This window comes from Saccharospirillum mangrovi (assembly GCF_003367315.1).
Taxonomy (GTDB): Bacteria; Pseudomonadota; Gammaproteobacteria; order Pseudomonadales; family Natronospirillaceae; genus Saccharospirillum; species Saccharospirillum mangrovi.
In genome coordinates this window covers 550,745-569,094 of sequence record NZ_CP031415.1, presented here as the reverse complement: position 1 = coordinate 569,094, position 18,350 = coordinate 550,745, and the positions used below count along the sequence as shown (strand labels likewise).

The window sequence follows — 18,350 nt, the reverse complement described above, 5'->3', positions numbered from 1 at the left end:
AGATCTGTTCGACAACTGAAGCAAACCTGGCGAGGAGTAGCGCATGAGCGGCGACTGCAACATTGGCCTGATCGGCCTGGCAGTGATGGGGCAAAATCTGGTTCTGAATCTTCTGGACAACGGCAACACGGTCGCGGTCTACAACCGAACGCACTCCGTCACCGACGATTTCGTCAAACAAAGCGCCAACGACCGACTGGTCGGCGCCGACTCCTTGCAGGCCTTTGTCGATGCCCTCGCCAAACCGCGCAAAATCATCCTGATGGTTAAAGCCGGCAGCCCGGTTGATGCGGTTATCGACGAACTGCAACCGCTGCTCGACAAAGGCGACATCGTGATCGACGGCGGTAATTCCCTGTTCACCGATTCCCAGCGCCGCAGCGACGCCTTAACGCCGCAAGGCATTCACTTCGTTGGCTGCGGCATTTCCGGCGGTCAGGACGGCGCCCGTTTCGGACCGTCCATGATGCCTGGTGGCGATGAATCCGCCTGGCCGGCACTGAAACCCATCCTGCAAGGCATCAGCGCAAAGACCGACGCCGGCGAGCCGTGCTGCGAGTGGATGGGCGATGGCGGTTCCGGCCACTTTGTGAAGATGGTGCACAACGGCATCGAATACGGCGACATGCAGATGATCGCCGAAATCTACGACCTGTTGCGTGCCACCGGCCTCAATAACGAAACCATCGCCCAGCGTTTTGATTCCTGGAACCAGGGCCGTCTGTCGTCCTATCTGGTGGAAATCACCGCGCAAGTGCTGCGCATCAAAGACGACGATGGCAGCGACTGGGTCGACAACATCTGGGACAAAGCCGGCCAGAAAGGCACCGGCAAATGGACCGCTATTCAGGCGCTGGAACTCGGCGTGCCGGGTTCGATCACCACCGAGGCCGTATACGCGCGCGCGTTGTCGTCGCGCTGGGAAGAGCGTCAGAAGCTCAACGCCTTCTACCAACCGAAGCAGAGCCTGACCAACTACGACGGCCTGGTCGATGACGCCGAGGCCGCGCTGTACGCCGCCAAGCTGATCGCTTACGCCCAGGGCTTCTCGTTGTTGTCGGAAGCGGCACGCGAATACCAATGGAAGCTGAACATGGCGAACATCGCCCAGGTGTGGAAAGCCGGCTGCATCATTCGCGCCCGCGCACTGGACCCGATCCAGAAAGTGTTCGAGCAAAGCCCGACGCTCGATAACCTGATGCTCAGCGACTTCTATCGCACCGAACTGAACGGCTGCGAAAGTGCGCTGCGCCGGTTACTGGCGCGTGCCATTGAAGGCGGCGTGCCGACACCGGCACTGTCCAACGCCCTGGCCTATTTCGACGGTGTGCGCAGCGCCCGCTTGCCCGCCAACCTGATTCAGGGCCAACGTAACTTCTTCGGCGCGCACGAATACGAGCGCCTGCCGAACTGACCCGCCCGGCCCGGCAGCGTTCGCCTGCCGGGCCACAGCGTTCCAAATCAGCGTTCAAACGCCTTTCTTCTCTGCCGTTACACTCAGTGACTGACTGGCCGAATTGTCAGTCACAGCCGATCGGTAACGGACAATAACAATGATAAAAAACCTCAGTTTCCGCATGAAACTGACGCTGCTCGTCGTCAGTGCCTTGCTGGGCTTAGCCATCCTGTATGGCGTGGCCTTACAGAGTCTGAATCAACAACAGCGCTCATCCGAACAACTTGAGCAACTGAATCAGACATCCACAGAACTCGACGCTTACATTCTGGAAGCGCTGCGCTTGCGCGTGCGCCTGTACAGTCTGAACGACGACAACCTCGACGCCCTGCAAGCCGACTTGCAAGCAGCGCGTGAGCGCATGGGTGAAAGCGACAGCGCTGAACAGTCGGACGCCGCCGCAGCTGGCATGGCCGCGGTTCTGAATCACGATCGCGCCTACCTCGACGCCACCCTGGCGTATCTGCAACAAGCCCAATGGCTCGGCCTGACACTGGAATCCGGTTTCAACGCCGAGGTACGCCAGCAGGGCGAAACCCTCAGCGAGACGGTGGGCTTTTTGTCGTTCGTGCAGGACCAGATAGAGAAAATCCGCAGCGAGGAAGTGATTTATCTGTCGCGACCGTCGGAGCAGGGCTATCAGCAATTAAAAGAGTCGCTGGCTACCTACATCGGCTTCCTGTCCGACTATGGCCTGGCGGAGCGCTTCGAAGATCTCAACACCCGCTATATCGAACTGATCGATGAACACCGCGTCGGCAGCCGCCAGTTGGAAAGTGATCAGGCAGCGATGAGCGAGGCGCTCGCCGCGATGGATCTGCAACAGCAGAGCGTGCGCGCAGAACTCGACCAGCGCATTCAGCAAGCGCGCACCGTATCTCGCCATGGCGCTGTCCGCGCGCAACTGCTGCTGGCGTTGGTCAGCGTCGGCATCGGCCTGTTTATGCTCGCCCTCGTTACCGGCATCACCCGCAATGTCCGGCAGTTACTCAAAGGCATCATCAGCGATCTGAACAAAGTCAAAGAGGGCGACCTGAGCGCCCGCTTGAGCGTCAACCAAAAACGCAACGACGAATTCGACCAGCTCAGCAGCCAGGTCAACGCCAGTACCGAAGGCCTGGGGGCCCTGGTGCAGGCGGTGTCGGAATCGGCAAGCAGCTCCACCGGCATGATGCGCGACCTGATCGGCGAAACGCGCAGTCTGGAACGCAGCAATGAGCAGATTAATGATCAAGGCCAGAGCGTTGCCACCAGCACCGAAGAGATTTCCGCCACCCTGTCTGACGTCGCAGACACCACCCGCACCTTGTCAACTCAGGTACGGCAGACGTTGCAATCGGCGCGCACCGGCAGCCAGACGCTGAATCAGGCCGTCACCAGCCTGCGCGAAACCGGCCAGGTGGTCGGCCAGATCGATATGAAATTGCAGGAATTGAACGAGCGCTCCACCGACATCGACAACATTGTCGAAATGATCAACGGCCTGGCCGAGCAAACCAATTTGCTGGCGCTGAATGCGGCCATTGAATCGGCACGCGCTGGCGACGCCGGTCGCGGTTTCTCCGTCGTCGCCGACGAAGTGCGCAAACTGGCCGAGCAAACCGTGGACGCCACGTCGCGCATCGATGCCATCGTCAGCGACATCCAGGGCTTCACGCGCCAGGCGGTGGAAGTCACCGAAACCGGCCGCCACCATTTGGAAGCGGTGGAGCAACACAGCTCGGCCGCAGTACAAGCCATGCAGGCGATCGAGGCCGACGCCCAACAAGGCGTGTCAGCCGCCGACCAGATGGCGCAGGCCATCGAGGAAGTCGATAAAGCCGCCCAGGGCATCAGCCGCGACATGGAAAGCGTCGCCAGCCATTTGCGCAACGACAACCAATCGCTGCAACGGGTGCGCGCTCAGGTTGAAGCCGTCGCCAAACGGCTGGAAGAACTCGACCAACAGACCCGGCGTTTCCGCACCTAAGCGGGCTGTCGCCAAAGAGCGACAGTCCAACGCTTTGATTTTTAAAGGATTTTATTAACCCACCTCAAAGACCGTCGCCATCTGGCGACTGTTATCCCGCCTTCAGCGCAGCCTCAATTTCCACTATCGACGCTAACCCATTGTTTTATAACGTTTTTACTGACCTGGCACAGGCTTTGAAATAGCCCGGTTACCCCAGGCGATCTTTCGATCCCGGGCAAATCCGAAACTTTGATACACACCACAGTCAGGAGTAAACGCCATGAAAACAGCCATCGTAATGACCACATCTTTGGTAGCGTTCACCGCCACTGGCGCTCTGGCCGATGATATGGCCGTCAACAGCCAAGTGGATCACGAAACCCTGTTCGAGCAGTTCGATGCCAACAGCGACAGCGTAATCACCGCAGAAGAAGCCGCTGCCAGCATGACGCTCGACGACCAGTTCGACACGCTGGATGAAGACGGTTCCGGCGATCTGACACTGGCCGAGTTCGAAAATCTGGAACTCACCGGCGGCATGACCGGCGGCAGCGAAGACTACCAGATCGAGTCTTAATGCCTTGAAGGGCCGTCACCTGCAAGCCGCTTTGAGCGGGACTTTACCGGCGTACAACGCCGGTTTTTTTAATTTAGGGATGGGCAGTGAATCGACTGACAATCCGCCATCTTTCAACCGCCTTGTGGCGCCCGGCGTCGTTGCGCCAATGGGTGCTGACCAGCTTTGTCATTGCCTTGATTCCACTGGCCGTTTTGCTGTGGCAGGCCCACGCGTCGCTGAACGGCATCAACGATCTGGCCGTCCACGAAGCTCAGGATGCGGTGCGCAATGCCCGCCAGATTGAAAACCTCGACAGCCTGGTGGTCGACATCGAACGTGCCCTGCGTCAGTACGACATCCTGCGAACCGAGGCTGCACGCGATACCGCCACCGCCCAATTGCAAAATTACTCCCAAGAGCTGAGCACTTTGTGTTTCGGCGCAGCGATGACGCAACCACCGGAAAGCTGCGCCGAACAACAACGTTTGCTCACCGAACTGGGCGACCAATTTGATCAGGCGCAAGGCGCTGAACTCAACGAATGGCTGCGCCAATTACGCTGGCGCCAGCGTCAGTTGAATCACCACATCTGGCAAAACCTGAACGACCGCCTGGCACACCAGCAGGACTATGTGAACAGTCGCCAGCAACGGCTCAACGTACAAACGGTGCTGTTGGTATTGATCACGCTGGTGTTGGTGTTCTGGGCCAGCGGTCGCATCGCCGCGCCTATTCGCCGACTGGATCGGATGATTCGCGCCATTGGTCAGAATCAGGCACAACCGCTGCCGACACAGGTTAAAGGTCCGCGTGAGCTGAATGAATTGGGCGAGCGGCTGCATTGGTTGTCTGGCCGGCTGGAGCAGCTCGAATCGCTGCGTTTGGCGCTGTTGCGCCATGCCTCACACGAACTGAAAACACCACTGGCAAGCATGAAAGAAGGCTGCGCCTTGCTGGCCGACGGCATCACCGGCCCGCTGAACCAGAGCCAGCGCGAAGTTCTGCGCCTGCTCACCGGCAGCACCGAGCGGCTGGCGCAACTGACTGATCAACTGCTCGACTACAACCAATTGCTGCAACAAAGCGACGTCGAACGACACACCCTAAACCCTGAGCATCTGATCCAGGTCACCGTGCAACAACACGGCCTGGCGTTGCGTCAGCGCCAGTTGCAGGTGGCTATCGACTGCTCCCTGGCCGAGCTGTACACCGACCCGCGGCTGTTTCAACGCATCCTCGACAACCTGCTCAACAACGCCCAGGCCTACGGGGCACAAGGCGGTCGCGTGCTGATCCGACTGCGGCAGCATGGCGGGGCGTTGCAATTGGATGTCGCCAACACGGGGCCATCGATACCGACCGATCAACGCGACGCCCTGTTCGCACCCTTTCAACGCGGCCAGGCGCCACGTTTCGATGCTGTGCGTGGCACCGGCCTGGGTTTGTCGGTGGTCAGCGATTGCGCCCGCCTGCTCGGCGGCACCGCGCGTTTTGTCGACCAAGCCGATTTTGACGTCTGCATCCGTGTACAACTGCCCTTAAAGGACTCAACTGAATGAAAGCGCTTTGCCTTTGCTGGCCCTTATTGCTGCTATTGGCGGGTTGTCAGACGCTCGGCTGGCCGTCCGCCACGGCCGCCGATGACAGCGTCGAAATCTGCATCACGCCGTCCGCGCTGCCGGCGTTGGACGATAGCGAGGAAACCCGCCTGGGCTGGCTGGCCGTGGCCGACGACGTGGCAGCACGACCACCGCTGACGGCGTGGCGTGCGCTGGCTGACTATCGGGTCGGTGACGACAGCCGCGCGCGCTTGATTGCCGCCTTGGTAACCAGCCGCGCCGACATGCCCGATGCCTTGCGCCAACTGGGACAACAGTCGCTGAACGATGCCAACCGACCACTGCCCGCCTCGGTGCGGCCGTTATTTGACCGTCTACAGCGCTACAACACCGCCATTCTCAATCAACACCAACAGCAACGCCGGTTATCGGCTGCGCAAGCGCGAATCGTCGAACTCGAAGCGGCCCTGGCCGAACGTCAACGCCAACTCGACGCCCTGACCGCCATCGAATCGCAATTGCACAACGAGAGCCTCGATGGCCCGCGATCACGCATACAAACCAACCCCGGAGAGAGCGATGAGCGATGACACTCAATCCCGGCCGCGCCTGCTGCTGGTCGATGACGACGACAGTCTGCTGCGGTTGCTGTCCATTCGCCTGGACAACGAAGGTTACGACGTCAGCGCTGTCAACAGCAGCGCCGGCGCCCGGCAACTGCTCGACCAACAGCGTTATCAACTGGTGTTGAGCGACCTGCGCATGCCCGGCGAAGACGGCCTGGCGCTGTTTGAGTGGATCAGCCAACGCTACCCCGACCTGCCAGTGATACTGATGACCGCGCACGGCTCCATCGCCGAAGCCGTGGAAGCCACCCAGCGCGGCGTACTCGGTTTCCTGACCAAGCCGCTGGACCACAGCGAATTGCGCGAACTGCTGGAAAAAGCCCTGGCGCAGCAAGTCGACCAACGCTGCGCCGACTGGCGCCGCGATTTGCTCAGCCGCAGCGAGGTGATGGAAAACCTGCTGGCGCAGGCCGGCCAGGTGGCACTCAGCAACGTCAGCGTGTTGATTTCCGGCGCCAGTGGCACTGGTAAGGAAGTTCTGGCTCAAGCCATTCATCGCGCCAGCCGTCGCAACGAACAGCCGTTCATCGCCATCAATTGCGGCGCGCTGCCGGAGCATTTGCTGGAATCGGAACTCTTCGGCCACACCAAGGGCGCCTTTACCGGCGCCGTGCGTGAACAGGACGGCCTGTTTCGAGCCGCCGACGGCGGCACGCTGTTTCTCGATGAAATCGGCGACATGCCGCTGGCGTTGCAGGTGAAACTGCTGCGCGTTTTGCAGGAACGCCAGGTGCGACCAGTGGGCAGCAGCCAATCCATCCCGGTTGATGTTCGCGTACTGTCGGCCACCCACCGCAATTTGCGCGACAGCATGGCCGACGGCCAATTTCGCGAAGACCTGTATTACCGGCTGAAAGTGGTGGAATTGCAGCTGCCCACCTTGCGCGAACGCGCCGAAGACATTCCCTTGCTCGCGCGCCATTTACTGCGCCAGGCCAGCGCCCGCCACCAGGCCGAGGTGCGCGCCTTTTCCGAACCGGCGCTGGAACGCCTGATGACCGCCGAGTGGCCGGGTAATGTGCGGCAGCTGGTCAACGTGATCGAACAATGCGTCGCGCTCAGCCCGAGCCCGGTGATCGCACCGGCGCTGGTCGATCAGGCGCTGGCCGATCAGACCCAGCACTGGCCGACGCTGACCGAAGCGCGCGACCAATTCGAACGCCAATATCTGATGCGCGCCCTGCGCATGACCGAAGGCAAAGTCACCTGGGCCGCCGATCTGGTTGGTCGCAACCGCACCGATCTGTACAAGCTGTTCAAAAAACACGGCCTCGACCCCCGCGACTTCAGCGCCCCCGAAGACCCGACCGGCTAAACCGACCGCCTTTGCAAATCCTTGGCATTCACGCTGACTTCGGTCACTTGCCTGCTATTGGGCCATCCCCATAATGTGCGAACGATAACCGACAGAGGGTCGATTATGTTCCGCACACTGTTGTTCCTGGGCACCAACCTGGCCATCGTTGTGGTCTTGGGTGTTTTCCTGAACATCATCCTGCCGATTCTCGGCATTCAGGCCGGCAACACCAGCGGCCTGCTGGTTATTGCTTTCGTCTTTGGCATGGGCGGCAGCTACATCTCGCTGCTGATGTCCAAGTGGATGGCTAAACGCGCCACCGGCGCACAGGTGATTGAACGGCCAAGCACCGAGGCCGAACGCTGGCTGATGGTCACCGTTGAACGGCTGGCGAAACAAGCCAACATCGGCATGCCGGAAGTGGCTATTTTTCCGTCCGCCGATGTTAACGCCTTCGCCACCGGCGCCAGCCGCGACAGTTCGCTGGTCGCGGTGTCTGCCGGCTTGCTGCGGTCGATGAACAAAGACGAAGCTGAGGCCGTGCTGGCGCACGAAATCTCCCACATCGCCAACGGCGACATGGTGACCATGGCGCTGGTGCAAGGTGTACTGAACACCTTCGTGATGTTCTTCGCGCGCATCATTGCTCAGGCACTGGTTCGTGGCGGCAACAACCAAGGCAGCTATCTGGCCTATTTTGGTGTCACCATGGTGTTGGAAGTGGTGTTCGGACTGCTCGCCAGCATCATCGCCATGTGGTTCTCGCGCCAGCGTGAATATCGCGCCGATGCCGGTTCTGCCCGGCTGGTTGGCTCGTCAAAAATGATCGCCGCGCTGCAACGCCTGAAAACCAGTCACGACTCCGAACTGGATGGTCAGCTGGTCGCCTTCGGCATCAAAGGCAAAGCGCGCGAACTGTTCGCGTCCCACCCCAGCCTGGATGACCGCATCGAGGCACTGCGTCAGCACGGCTGAGGCAATCACTTAGCCAGTTCTGGCAACAGCGGTTAGACTGCGGTCTAACCGCTCACCTCCCCCGGCTCGACATGAACACCGATCTGCAGGCTTTGGCCGAACGCTTGAGCCAGGCCCTGGAACCCAATCCGTTTGCGCATCTTGGCTGGCACCCGACAGCCCAGGGTTGGTGTTTGCGCGTTTACCAGCCAACCGCTCGGCGCGTTGACGTCTGGCCGGCCGACAGTCAGCGCTCACTTACGCTGCTGGAACCGACAGACCCGGCGGGTCTGTTTGAATGGCACTGTGAATCGCAACCTGAATTGCCCTACCGGCTTGCCATCGAAAACCAAGACGGCCACCGCTGGGTCAGTTTCGATCCCTACCAGTTTACTGATCAGGCGGCGGCCGGGTTTGACGCCGATCCTCTGCGGCTGGATCGCCAGCTCGGCGCGCAACTTTGCACCGCGTCCATCAACGGCACTGACGTTTCCGGCGTTCGTTTTGCACTTTGGGCACCGCACGCTTCGAGCGTCAGCGTTATCGGTCAGTTCAACGACTGGGACGCCCGACGTCATCCGCTGCAACGTTTCGACGATGGCTGCTGGCGGTTGTTTGTGCCCGGTCTGGTTGCTGGCGACGACTACAAGTTTGCGCTCACGGATGCGCAGGGCCGACCGTTACCGCACAAAGCCGACCCGGTCGGATTTCAAGCGCGGCAGTTTCCGCAATTCAATTCTGTGGTGGTCGATCGACAGCGCTACCACTGGGGCGATCAGCACTGGTGTGAGCGTTCACCAACAGCCGCCGAAGCGCAGCCGCTGAGCATCTACGAAGTGCACGCTGGCTCCTGGAAGCGACCCAACGGCCAACCGCTGAACTACCGCGAACTCGCCGCTCAACTGATTCCCTACGCCCTGGATCTCGGTTTTACCCATCTGGAATTTCTGCCGTTGATGGAACATCCGTACGACGGCAGTTGGGGTTATCAGCCGTTGGGTTTGTTTGCGCCAACCAGCCGTTACGGCGAACCGGACGACCTGAAATACCTGATCGACCAGTGCCACCAGGCTGGCCTGGGCGTCATCCTCGACTGGGTGCCGGCGCATTTCCCGGCCGACGAACACGGCCTCGCCCACTTCGACGGCAGCGCTCTGTACGAAGACGCCGATCCGCAACGCGGCTGGCATCCGGATTGGCAAACCTACATTTACGACTTCGCCAAACCGCAAGTGCGCGATTTTCTGATTGCGTCGGCGTTGTTCTGGCTCGACGAATTCCACGTCGATGGCCTGCGCGTCGATGCCGTGGCCTCGATGTTGTACCTCGATTATTCACGCGGCCCCGGCCAGTGGACGCCCAACGTCGATGGCGGCAATCACAATTACGCCGCCATCGATTTGCTGCGTCGCCTGAACGACTGCATCGCCGAACGTTTTCCCAAAGCGCTGTGCATCGCCGAAGAATCGACCAGTTTCGATGGCGTTACGCGTGGCGTCTCGGCCGGCGGTCTGGGTTTCGATTTCAAATGGAATCTGGGTTGGATGCACGACAGCCTCGGCTACTTTCAACGCCCGCCCGAGCAACGTCCGAAACACCACCAACAGCTCAGCCATATTCTGAGTTACTCCTACGCCGAACGCTTCGTGTTACCGCTGTCGCACGACGAAGTGGTGCACGGCAAAGGCACAATACTCACACGCCAGCCTGGCGACGATGAACGTCAGCGCGCCAACCTGCGGCTCTGTTATGCCTGGCAGTTTGCGCATCCGGGTAAAAAGCTGACCTTTATGGGCAACGAGTTGGGTGCACCGCGCGAATGGAACGAAAACGCCGAACTGGATTGGACGCTGCTGAACGATCCACACCACGGCGGTATCCAGGCGCTGGTGCGCGACCTGAATCGACTGTATCGACAGCAACCGGCGTTGCATCGCGGCGACAGCAACCCGGACGGTTTTCACTGGCTGCGCGAACACGACAGCCAGCATTCGGTATTCAGCCTGTGGCGTCGCGATCCAGACAGCGACGAGCGCATGCTGGTGGTGCTCAACGCCACCGAAGACAGCCACCATCATTACGCGCTTGGCGTACCCCAAGCGGGCCGCTACGACATTCTGCTGAATACCGATTCGCGTTTTTATGGCGGCCGCGATGCGGAAACCGGCATTTGGCTCGACAGTCTCGATCAACCCGCGGATGACCAGCCCTACCGGCTGTCGCTGCGCTTGCCACCGTTGACGGCGTTGTTTTTAAAGCGGCGACACCATGACAACTGAAACACAACAACCCGGCCGGCCGTATCCGTTGGGCGCCAGTTGGCAACCGGACGGCATCAACTTCGCAGTGTTCGCGCCACGCGCGCAGCGACTGTGGCTGTGCTTGTTCGATGCACACGGCATCGAAACGCGCATCGCACTGACCGAACAAACGCAAGGCATCTGGCACGGCTTAGTGGCGGGATTGACGGCCGGCCAACGCTACGGTTTTCGTGCGGACGGCGAATCCAACCCCGACCAGGGTTTGTGGTTCAATCCGGCCAAATTGCTGCTCGACCCCTATGCCACGGCGCTGACCGGATCGGTCGAACCACACCCCAGTCTCTACGCATTCGATGACACCGACAGCGCGCCCTTTTTACCCAAGGCGTTGACACCGTCAGTCGAGCCATTTGACTGGCAAGGCCACGAAACGGTCCGACCGTCGACATCGCCACCGCTGGTTTATGAACTGCACGTCAAAGGATTTTCACAACAAAATCCGGCCGTTCCGGAAGCCTGGCGCGGTACCTTCCTGGGTGTGTCGCATCCGGCCAGCGTGGCGCATTTGACGTCACTCGGCGTCACGGCGGTGCAATTGATGCCGTGTTTTGCCTTTATGACTGAGCGTCGCCTGGCGGAGTTGGGCTTGCGCAATTACTGGGGCTACAACCCGGTTGGGTATTTCGCGCCGGAGCCGCGCTACGCCGTTGCCGATGCGGTGGAAGAATTCAAAGTGATGGTGCGGGCGCTGCATCAGGCCGGCATCGAAGTGATTATGGATGTGGTGTACAACCACAGCGCCGAGGCCAACCGTCACGGCCCGCTATTGAATTTCAAAGGCCTCGCCAACGACGTTTATTACCGTCATCCAGAACCATCGCCGGGCGATTACGTCGATTACAGCGGCTGCCACAACAGCCTGGACCTGAGCCAGAACGCCACACTGCGTCTGGTCTTGGACAGCATGCGGTACTGGCGAACGCAGTTCTGCGTCGATGGCTTCCGGTTCGATTTGGCCGTTTCGTTAGGCCGTGAGCGAGACGCCTTTTCCAATCAATCCGCATTTTTCAAAGCGGTCTACCAGGATCCCGTTTTGGCAGGTTGTCGTTTGATTGCGGAGCCTTGGGACCTCGGACCAGACGGCTATCGAGTTGGCCAGTTTCCCGCTGGCTGGCTGGAATGCAACGACGCCTTCCGAGACACCGTGCGTCGCTTCTGGCGCGGCGATGCCTGGCAATTGAATGACTTTATCGATGTCTTTTCCGGCTCGCCCCGCCGCTTTGGCAATTCGCCGCAAAGCCCGCAACAGCGCAGTCAAAGCCTCAATCTGATCACCTACCACGACGGCTACACCCTGGTAGATTGGGTCAGTTACGAACAACGCCACAACGAAGCCAACGGCGAAGACAATCGCGACGGCCACGGTGAAAATTTCAGCCGCAATTGGGGCGTGGAAGGCCCGACTTCAGATCCGCTCATTCAAGCCCAACGACGGCGAATGCAGCGCAATATGCTGGCGACCTTGTTGCTGTCACCAGGGCCGGCGCATCTGCTCGGCGGTGACGAATTGAGCCGCAGCCAGAACGGCAATAACAACGCCTACTGTCAGGATAATGAGTTGAGTTGGTTCGACTGGCCGCATGCCGATTCAGGCTTACTTGAATTCGTTCAACAGTGTGTGCGGCTACGCCAGGAATTACAGTTAAACCAAGGCAAGCGGCGCTGGTTTCGATATGACGGCCAGGCCGTTGAAGGCGACCCCGGCCAGGCTGACAACGCCATCGCTTTGATAGTCAACGGCGATAAAACTGCCTACTTACTGTTTAACGCCACACCACAATCGATAACCTTCAATCTGGATTTTTGCCGTGCCCGACTGCAATTATCGACTGGCGATATCTCAGACAGCGATGCCATTGAAACAACAGGCACGGTACCGGCCTGGACGTTAGCGGTACTTCAAAGTGATTAACTGAGCCGTATCGAGCAGACACAAAAAAGCCGCCCTGGGGCGGCTTTTTTCGTTGATGAACACTTAGCCTTCAGCGGCGTCGTCTTCAACAACCTGACCGTTGACCGGACGGTCAACCAGTTCAACGATGGCCATCGGTGCGTTGTCGCCAGCGCGGAAGCCGCACTTGAGAACACGCAGGTAGCCACCAGGACGCGCTTGGTAACGCGGACCCAGTTCGCCGAACAGCTTGCCAACGGCTTCTTTAGAGCGCGTGCGGCTGAACGCCAGACGACGGTTGGCTACGGAATCTTCCTTAGCCAGCGTGATCAGGGGTTCTGCGTAGCGACGCAGTTCTTTCGCCTTTGGCAGGGTCGTTTTAATTACTTCGTGCTCGAACAAGGAGTTCGCCATGTTCTGGAACATGGCCTTGCGGTGAGCACTGGTACGGTTAAAGTGACGACCACTTTTACGGTGACGCATTGTTACATTCCTTACCAGCCGGAAATAAGGTTACGACAGAACCTTATCGTCATTCTTCAAACTTGCAGGTGGCCAGTTCTCGAGGACCATGCCCAGAGAAAGACCCTTGGATGCCAGAACGTCTTTGATTTCAGTCAAAGACTTTTTACCGAGGTTCGGCGTCTTGAGCAGTTCTACTTCGGTGCGCTGAATCAGGTCACCGATGTAGTAGATGTTTTCTGCTTTCAGACAGTTGGCCGAACGGACGGTCAGCTCGAGATCGTCGACCGGGCGCAGCAGGATAGGATCGATCTTGTCTTCTTCCTTCTCCGGCTCGCGCTCTGAGTGGTGATCCAGGTCAACAAAGGCCGCAACCTGCTGCTGCAGGATGGTGGCTGCACGGCGGATCGCATCTTCCGGTTCCAGCGTGCCCTTTGTTTCCAGTTCAATCACCAGCTTGTCCAGGTCAGTACGCTGCTCAACACGCGCGTTTTCAACGCTGTAAGCAACGCGGACGACTGGGCTGTAAGTAGCATCCAACTGCAGTTTACCGATGGGTTTGCTCTCGTCTTCCCCACTGCTGCGGGCTTCCGCGGGGACATAACCACGACCAGTGGTCACACGCAGCGTCATGCTCACATTGGCGTTGGCACCGAGGTGCGCAACGATGTGCTCCGGATTGGCGATTTCCACGCCGTGATCCAGTTGGATGTCGCCCGCGGTCAGTGTACCGGCGCCTTTCTTGCTCAGCGTCAGAGTCACTTCTTCACGGTCGAACAGCTTGACGGCAACGTCTTTGAGGTTCAGCAGGATTTCTTGAACATCCTCCTGGACCCCTTCGATGGTGCTGTATTCGTGCAGTACACCGTCGATTTCCACTTCGGTGATAGCGGCGCCCGGCATGGACGACAGCAGAATACGACGCAGCGCGTTACCCAGGGTATGACCGAAGCCACGCTCGAGCGGTTCGAGAGTGATCTTCGCCCGGTTGGCGCTGATTTCCTGCACATCGATATGACGTGGCGTCAAAAAGTCGTTAGCTGAACGCTGCATAGATGCCCCTAAATTTGCAGTGAGATTACTTGGAGTACAATTCCACGATCAGGTTTTCGTTGATCTCTGAAGGCAGGTCGGCACGCTCCGGACGGGAGTTGTATTTGCCTTCCATTTTCTTCGCATCAACTTCAACCCAGGCAACGGGTGCACGCTGTGCAGCGATGTCCAGTGCGTTTTGAATGCGCAGCTGGTTCTTGCTCTTTTCGCGTACGGCAATGACGTCGCCCGGCTTAACCTGATAGGAGGGGATATTCACCGCCTCGCCATTGACCAGGATGGCCTTGTGCGACACCAACTGACGAGATTCAGCGCGAGTGGCGCCAAAACCCATGCGATACACCACGTTATCCAGACGACCTTCCAGCAGTTGCAGCAGGTTTTCACCCGTAGCGCCTTTGCGGCGGGCAGCGTCGGTGTAGTAGTTACGGAATTGCTTTTCCAGAACGCCGTAGATGCGACGTACTTTCTGTTTCTCGCGAAGCTGAACACCGTAGTCGGACAAACGACCACGACGTGCGCCTTGTACACCAGGAGGGTTCTCGGCTTTGCACTTGGAGTCGAGTGCACGCACCCCACTCTTCAGCAGCAGATCTGTGCCTTCGCGACGAGACAGCTTACACTTCGGACCAATATAACGTGCCATTGATTTCTGTCTCCTATCTTACACGCGGCGCTTCTTGGGCGGGCGGCAACCGTTGTGAGGAATGGGCGTCACATCGGTAATGTTGCTGATTCGATAGCCACACGCGTTCAATGCTCGAACCGCGGATTCGCGACCTGGACCGGGGCCTTTGACCTCAACGTCCAGATTCTTCAGACCATACTCCTGAGCTGCAGTACCGGCGCGTTCAGCGGCGATCTGTGCAGCGAAGGGGGTGCTCTTACGAGATCCACGGAAACCGGAGCCACCGGAAGTTGCCCAACTCAGGGTGTTTCCTTGGCGGTCCGTAATGGTCACGATGGTGTTGTTAAAAGAGGCGTGGATGTGCGCGATGCCATCCGCTACCTGCTTTTTCACCTTCTTGCGCGACCGGTTTTGACCTGGCTTTGCCATCTTCGATTTCCTATGCAAAAACTGTTGTCAATAAACCAGACGATCAGCGTCTGATCGGCTTGCGGGGGCCTTTACGAGTACGAGCGTTGGTTTTGGTACGCTGTCCACGCAGAGGCAGGCTACGACGGTGGCGAATGCCACGGTTGCAACCCAGATCCATCAACCGCTTGATGTTCATCTGAATTTCACGACGCAAGTCACCTTCTACAGTGAACTTGCCAACTTCGTTCCGGATCTCGTCCATTTTTTCGTCAGACAGATCTTTCACTTTAGTTGTGGGTTCAACCCCAACCGCGGCACAGATGCCATAAGCAGTGGTGCGACCGATACCATAGATATAGGTCAGCGAGATCACCGCATGCTTGTTGTCAGGAATATTGACGCCTGCTATACGGGCCATTCAACTTACTCCAACTATTTTTAACCTTGAAAAGGCTGAATCTTTAATAGAGCCAGACGACTCTATTAATAAACCCCCAATTAAGGGGGCGCGAGATGATAGCGCCTGACTTTTGCTAAATCAAGCGCCTATCAGCCGGCTGGGATCAACCCTGGCGCTGTTTGTGCTTGGGATCCGTGCAGATCACACGAACAGAGCCGTTACGACGGATGATCTTGCAGTTACGGCAGATTTTCTTGACCGACGCACGTACTTTCATGCTTGACTCCAATTACCGGTATAAACACCGTTCGCCGCGCTAGTTACCAATCGATTTCAGATTGGCTTTTTTCATCAGCGAAGCGTACTGGTGCGACATCAAGTGACTTTGCACCTGAGACATAAAGTCCATCACAACCACCACCACGATCAGCAGGGAAGTGCCACCGAAGTAAAACGGAACATCAGCAGCAATCACCAGCGCCTGGGGCAGCAACGACACAGCAGTAATGTAGATCGCACCGAAGAAGGTCAGGCGAGCGGACACCCCATCGATATAACGGGAAGTCTGTTCCCCCGGACGAATGCCCGGAATAAAAGCACCGGAGCGCTTCAGATTCTCGGCCACATCTTTCGGGTTAAACGTTACTGCGGTGTAGAAATAGCAGAAGAAGATCACGGCCACAGCGAACACCAGGATGTACAGCGGCTGGCCGGGGCTGAGCAGCAGAGCAATGTCCTGCAACCAACCCATACCGTCACTGCTGCCAAACCAGTTACCCACCGATGCCGGGAACAGCAACAGACTGGACGCGAAGATCGGCGGAATTACACCCGCCATGTTGATCTTCAGCGGCAGATGGCTGCTCTGCGCCTGAAACACCTTACGACCTTGCTGACGCTTGGCGTAATTGATGGTGATCCGACGCTGACCGCGTTCGATGAAGACGATGAAAGCCACGACTGCCGCCGCCAACAAACCAACCAACAGCAACGCAATGATGCTCAGGTCGCCTTGACGGGCGCTTTCGAAGCTCTGACCGATGGCACCCGGCAGACCGGCGACGATGCCGGCAAAAATCAGCATCGAAATGCCGTTGCCGATACCGCGCTCGGTGATCTGCTCACCCAGCCACATCATGAACATCGTGCCGCAAGTGAAGGTCACTACGGCAACGAAGTAGAACGACGGGCCAGTGGTAAAGGCCACGCCCTGGCTGGCCAGGCCGGCCGCCAGTGCAAGCGATTGCACGATGGCCAGACCCAGAGTGCCGAAGCGGGTGTATTGGCTCATCTTGCGCCGACCCGCTTCGCCTTCCTTCTTCAGCTGTTCCAGTTGAGGACTCACGACCGTCAGGAGCTGCATGATAATCGACGCCGAAATGTACGGCATGATGCCGAGGGCGAAGACGCTCATGCGTTCCAGTGCACCACCGGAGAACATGTTGAACATGCTCAGGATGGTGTCGCGGTTACGTTCGAACAGTGCCGCCAACTGGTCCGGGTTAATACCCGGAACCGGAATGTGGGCACCGACTCGGTACACCAGGATCGCCAGCAGCACGAAACGCAAGCGAGCCCAAAGCTCGCTCAAGCCACCTTGTGATCCAGTCGGTTGTCCTTGTCTGGTCATGGGGGATTATTCCTCTACCTTGCCGCCTGCAGCTTCGATCGCTGCCTTGGCACCCTTGGTGACTTTCAGGCCTTTGACGGTAACCGCCTTGCCGATTTCACCAGACAGGATGACGCGGGCACGCTTGATCTGATGGCCGATGATATCGGCTTGCTTCAGGGCGTTCAGGTCGACGACATCCGCCTCAACCTTGGCCAGCTCATGCAACCGGATTTCGGCTGTGAACGGCGCCTGGCGAGAAGTGAAACCGAATTTCGGCAGACGACGCTGCAACGGCATCTGACCGCCTTCGAAACCAGGCTTAACACCGCCACCACTGCGCGACTTCTGACCTTTGTGACCACGGCCACCGGTCTTACCCAGACCAGAACCGATACCACGGCCGACGCGCTTACCTTCGCTACGGGAACCCTCAGCAGGGCTCAATGTGTTCAGAAACATCTTATTCACCCTCAACTACGCGAACCATGTAGTTCACTTTGTTGATCATGCCGCGAACGGAAGGCGTATCTTCCAGTTCACGAACCTGACCGATTCGGCTCAGGCCCAGACCCTTAACGCACAATTTGTGCTTGGGCTGGGTGCCGATCGGGCTGCGAAACAGCTGAACTTTTACAGTCTTATTCGCCATGGCCGCTTACTCCACAATGTCTTCGACGGATTTGCCGCGCTTGGCTGCAACGTCTTCCGGAGAACGCATCTTGGCCAGACCGTTAACAGTCGCGCGTACAACGTTGACCGGGTTGGTCGAGCCGTAGCACTTAGCCAATACGTTTTCGACACCGGCGACTTCCAGAACGGCGCGCATCGCACCGCCGGCAATCACACCGGTACCGTCAGATGCCGGCTGCATGTATACCTTGGAGGCACCATGACGGGCATTGACCGGGTATTGCAGCGTACCGTTGGTCAGGTGGACCTGAACCATGTTACGGCGCGCAGCGTCCATAGCTTTCTGGATAGCGACCGGCACTTCACGTGCCTTGCCGCGACCGAAGCCAACTTTGCCGTTGCCGTCGCCGACAACTGTCAAAGCGGTGAAACCGAAAATACGGCCACCCTTCACTACTTTGGCTACACGGTTAACCTGAACCAGTTTTTCCTGCAGATCGCCGCCAGCTTGTACTTGATCGTTATTTGCCATCATTCACA

Annotated in this window: 19 protein-coding genes; 9 read left to right on the top strand and 10 right to left on the bottom strand. The window is 58.5% G+C overall.

Features of this window, described 5'->3' with window-relative positions; genetic code table 11:
• Positions 1–43: 43 nt before the first annotated feature.
• From gnd to glgX, 9 genes are all read left to right on the top strand, one after another.
• Positions 44–1,414: a decarboxylating NADP(+)-dependent phosphogluconate dehydrogenase gene (gnd, locus tag DW349_RS02770; protein WP_108126673.1), complete on the top strand. Its 1,371-nt coding sequence runs from the start codon at positions 44–46 to the stop codon at positions 1,412–1,414.
• 139 nt (positions 1,415–1,553) lie between these two features.
• The gene (locus DW349_RS02765) at positions 1,554–3,425 is read left to right on the top strand and encodes a methyl-accepting chemotaxis protein (RefSeq protein ID WP_108126672.1); all 1,872 of its coding nucleotides are present in this window, start codon (positions 1,554–1,556) and stop codon (positions 3,423–3,425) included.
• Between the two features lie 262 nt (positions 3,426–3,687).
• On the top strand, positions 3,688–3,984 hold the full coding sequence (locus DW349_RS02760; protein ID WP_108126671.1) for a hypothetical protein: 297 nt from the start codon (positions 3,688–3,690) through the stop codon (positions 3,982–3,984).
• A gap of 86 nt (positions 3,985–4,070) precedes the next feature.
• Positions 4,071–5,525: a sensor histidine kinase gene (locus tag DW349_RS02755; protein WP_198650554.1), complete on the top strand. Its 1,455-nt coding sequence runs from the start codon at positions 4,071–4,073 to the stop codon at positions 5,523–5,525.
• The gene (locus DW349_RS02750; protein WP_108126670.1) at positions 5,522–6,115 is read left to right on the top strand and encodes a hypothetical protein; all 594 of its coding nucleotides are present in this window, start codon (positions 5,522–5,524) and stop codon (positions 6,113–6,115) included. The genes DW349_RS02755 and DW349_RS02750 overlap by 4 nt, the downstream gene beginning before the upstream one ends.
• Positions 6,105–7,466, top strand: coding sequence for a sigma 54-interacting transcriptional regulator (locus tag DW349_RS02745; RefSeq protein WP_108126669.1), 1,362 nt, complete (start codon positions 6,105–6,107; stop codon positions 7,464–7,466). Before DW349_RS02750 ends, DW349_RS02745 begins: the two co-directional genes overlap by 11 nt.
• A 105-nt stretch (positions 7,467–7,571) precedes the next feature.
• Entirely contained in the window at positions 7,572–8,423 is an 852-nt protein-coding gene (gene htpX, locus DW349_RS02740) for a protease HtpX (protein WP_108126668.1), read from the top strand.
• Between the two features lie 71 nt (positions 8,424–8,494).
• On the top strand, positions 8,495–10,681 hold the full coding sequence (glgB, locus tag DW349_RS02735) for a 1,4-alpha-glucan branching protein GlgB (protein WP_108126667.1): 2,187 nt from the start codon (positions 8,495–8,497) through the stop codon (positions 10,679–10,681).
• The gene (glgX, locus tag DW349_RS02730) at positions 10,671–12,635 is read left to right on the top strand and encodes a glycogen debranching protein GlgX (RefSeq protein WP_108126666.1); all 1,965 of its coding nucleotides are present in this window, start codon (positions 10,671–10,673) and stop codon (positions 12,633–12,635) included. Before glgB ends, glgX begins: the two co-directional genes overlap by 11 nt.
• Before the next feature lie 63 nt (positions 12,636–12,698).
• On the opposite strand, the gene rplQ is transcribed toward glgX, so the two are convergent.
• From rplQ to rpsE, 10 genes are all read right to left on the bottom strand, one after another.
• The gene (rplQ, locus tag DW349_RS02725) at positions 12,699–13,097 is read right to left on the bottom strand and encodes a 50S ribosomal protein L17 (RefSeq protein ID WP_108126665.1); all 399 of its coding nucleotides are present in this window, start codon (positions 13,095–13,097) and stop codon (positions 12,699–12,701) included.
• Positions 13,098–13,127: 30 nt separating this feature from the next.
• Positions 13,128–14,129 carry a DNA-directed RNA polymerase subunit alpha gene (locus DW349_RS02720; protein ID WP_108126664.1) on the bottom strand — a complete coding sequence of 334 codons (1,002 nt, stop codon included), beginning with the start codon at positions 14,127–14,129 and terminating at the stop codon, positions 13,128–13,130.
• A 25-nt stretch (positions 14,130–14,154) separates the two neighbouring features.
• The gene (gene rpsD / locus DW349_RS02715) at positions 14,155–14,775 is read right to left on the bottom strand and encodes a 30S ribosomal protein S4 (protein ID WP_108126663.1); all 621 of its coding nucleotides are present in this window, start codon (positions 14,773–14,775) and stop codon (positions 14,155–14,157) included.
• Positions 14,776–14,793: 18 nt separating this feature from the next.
• Positions 14,794–15,186, bottom strand: a complete 393-nt coding sequence (rpsK, locus tag DW349_RS02710) for a 30S ribosomal protein S11 (RefSeq protein WP_108126662.1) — start codon at positions 15,184–15,186, stop codon at positions 14,794–14,796.
• Positions 15,187–15,229: 43 nt separating this feature from the next.
• The gene (gene rpsM, locus DW349_RS02705) at positions 15,230–15,586 is read right to left on the bottom strand and encodes a 30S ribosomal protein S13 (RefSeq protein ID WP_108126661.1); all 357 of its coding nucleotides are present in this window, start codon (positions 15,584–15,586) and stop codon (positions 15,230–15,232) included.
• Between the two features lie 145 nt (positions 15,587–15,731).
• Entirely contained in the window at positions 15,732–15,845 is a 114-nt protein-coding gene (gene rpmJ, locus DW349_RS02700) for a 50S ribosomal protein L36 (RefSeq protein WP_108126660.1), read from the bottom strand.
• 39 nt (positions 15,846–15,884) lie between these two features.
• Positions 15,885–17,198 (bottom strand): preprotein translocase subunit SecY, encoded by a 1,314-nt coding sequence (gene secY / locus DW349_RS02695; RefSeq protein ID WP_108126659.1) that lies wholly within the window; start codon positions 17,196–17,198, stop codon positions 15,885–15,887.
• 6 nt (positions 17,199–17,204) lie between these two features.
• Positions 17,205–17,639: a 50S ribosomal protein L15 gene (rplO, locus tag DW349_RS02690; protein WP_108126658.1), complete on the bottom strand. Its 435-nt coding sequence runs from the start codon at positions 17,637–17,639 to the stop codon at positions 17,205–17,207.
• Between the two features lies 1 nt (position 17,640).
• Positions 17,641–17,829: a 50S ribosomal protein L30 gene (gene rpmD, locus DW349_RS02685; protein WP_108126657.1), complete on the bottom strand. Its 189-nt coding sequence runs from the start codon at positions 17,827–17,829 to the stop codon at positions 17,641–17,643.
• A gap of 6 nt (positions 17,830–17,835) precedes the next feature.
• Positions 17,836–18,342: a 30S ribosomal protein S5 gene (gene rpsE, locus DW349_RS02680; RefSeq protein ID WP_108126771.1), complete on the bottom strand. Its 507-nt coding sequence runs from the start codon at positions 18,340–18,342 to the stop codon at positions 17,836–17,838.
• Between the last annotated feature and the right edge of the window lie 8 nt (positions 18,343–18,350).

Coding starts and splice junctions, on each gene's coding strand:
- DW349_RS02760 (WP_108126671.1), top strand. CDS start 3,688: ATGAAAACAGCCATCGTAATGACCACATCTTTGGTAGCGTTCACCGCC.
- DW349_RS02750 (WP_108126670.1), top strand. CDS start 5,522: ATGAAAGCGCTTTGCCTTTGCTGGCCCTTATTGCTGCTATTGGCGGGT.
- secY (WP_108126659.1), bottom strand. CDS start 17,198: ATGACCAGACAAGGACAACCGACTGGATCACAAGGTGGCTTGAGCGAG.
- htpX (WP_108126668.1), top strand. CDS start 7,572: ATGTTCCGCACACTGTTGTTCCTGGGCACCAACCTGGCCATCGTTGTG.
- rpmD (WP_108126657.1), bottom strand. CDS start 17,829: ATGGCGAATAAGACTGTAAAAGTTCAGCTGTTTCGCAGCCCGATCGGC.
- glgX (WP_108126666.1), top strand. CDS start 10,671: ATGACAACTGAAACACAACAACCCGGCCGGCCGTATCCGTTGGGCGCC.
- DW349_RS02745 (WP_108126669.1), top strand. CDS start 6,105: ATGAGCGATGACACTCAATCCCGGCCGCGCCTGCTGCTGGTCGATGAC.
- glgB (WP_108126667.1), top strand. CDS start 8,495: ATGAACACCGATCTGCAGGCTTTGGCCGAACGCTTGAGCCAGGCCCTG.
- DW349_RS02765 (WP_108126672.1), top strand. CDS start 1,554: ATGATAAAAAACCTCAGTTTCCGCATGAAACTGACGCTGCTCGTCGTC.
- rpsM (WP_108126661.1), bottom strand. CDS start 15,586: ATGGCCCGTATAGCAGGCGTCAATATTCCTGACAACAAGCATGCGGTG.
- DW349_RS02720 (WP_108126664.1), bottom strand. CDS start 14,129: ATGCAGCGTTCAGCTAACGACTTTTTGACGCCACGTCATATCGATGTG.
- rpsK (WP_108126662.1), bottom strand. CDS start 15,186: ATGGCAAAGCCAGGTCAAAACCGGTCGCGCAAGAAGGTGAAAAAGCAG.
- gnd (WP_108126673.1), top strand. CDS start 44: ATGAGCGGCGACTGCAACATTGGCCTGATCGGCCTGGCAGTGATGGGG.
- rpsD (WP_108126663.1), bottom strand. CDS start 14,775: ATGGCACGTTATATTGGTCCGAAGTGTAAGCTGTCTCGTCGCGAAGGC.
- rpsE (WP_108126771.1), bottom strand. CDS start 18,342: ATGGCAAATAACGATCAAGTACAAGCTGGCGGCGATCTGCAGGAAAAA.
- rplQ (WP_108126665.1), bottom strand. CDS start 13,097: ATGCGTCACCGTAAAAGTGGTCGTCACTTTAACCGTACCAGTGCTCAC.
- rplO (WP_108126658.1), bottom strand. CDS start 17,639: ATGTTTCTGAACACATTGAGCCCTGCTGAGGGTTCCCGTAGCGAAGGT.
- rpmJ (WP_108126660.1), bottom strand. CDS start 15,845: ATGAAAGTACGTGCGTCGGTCAAGAAAATCTGCCGTAACTGCAAGATC.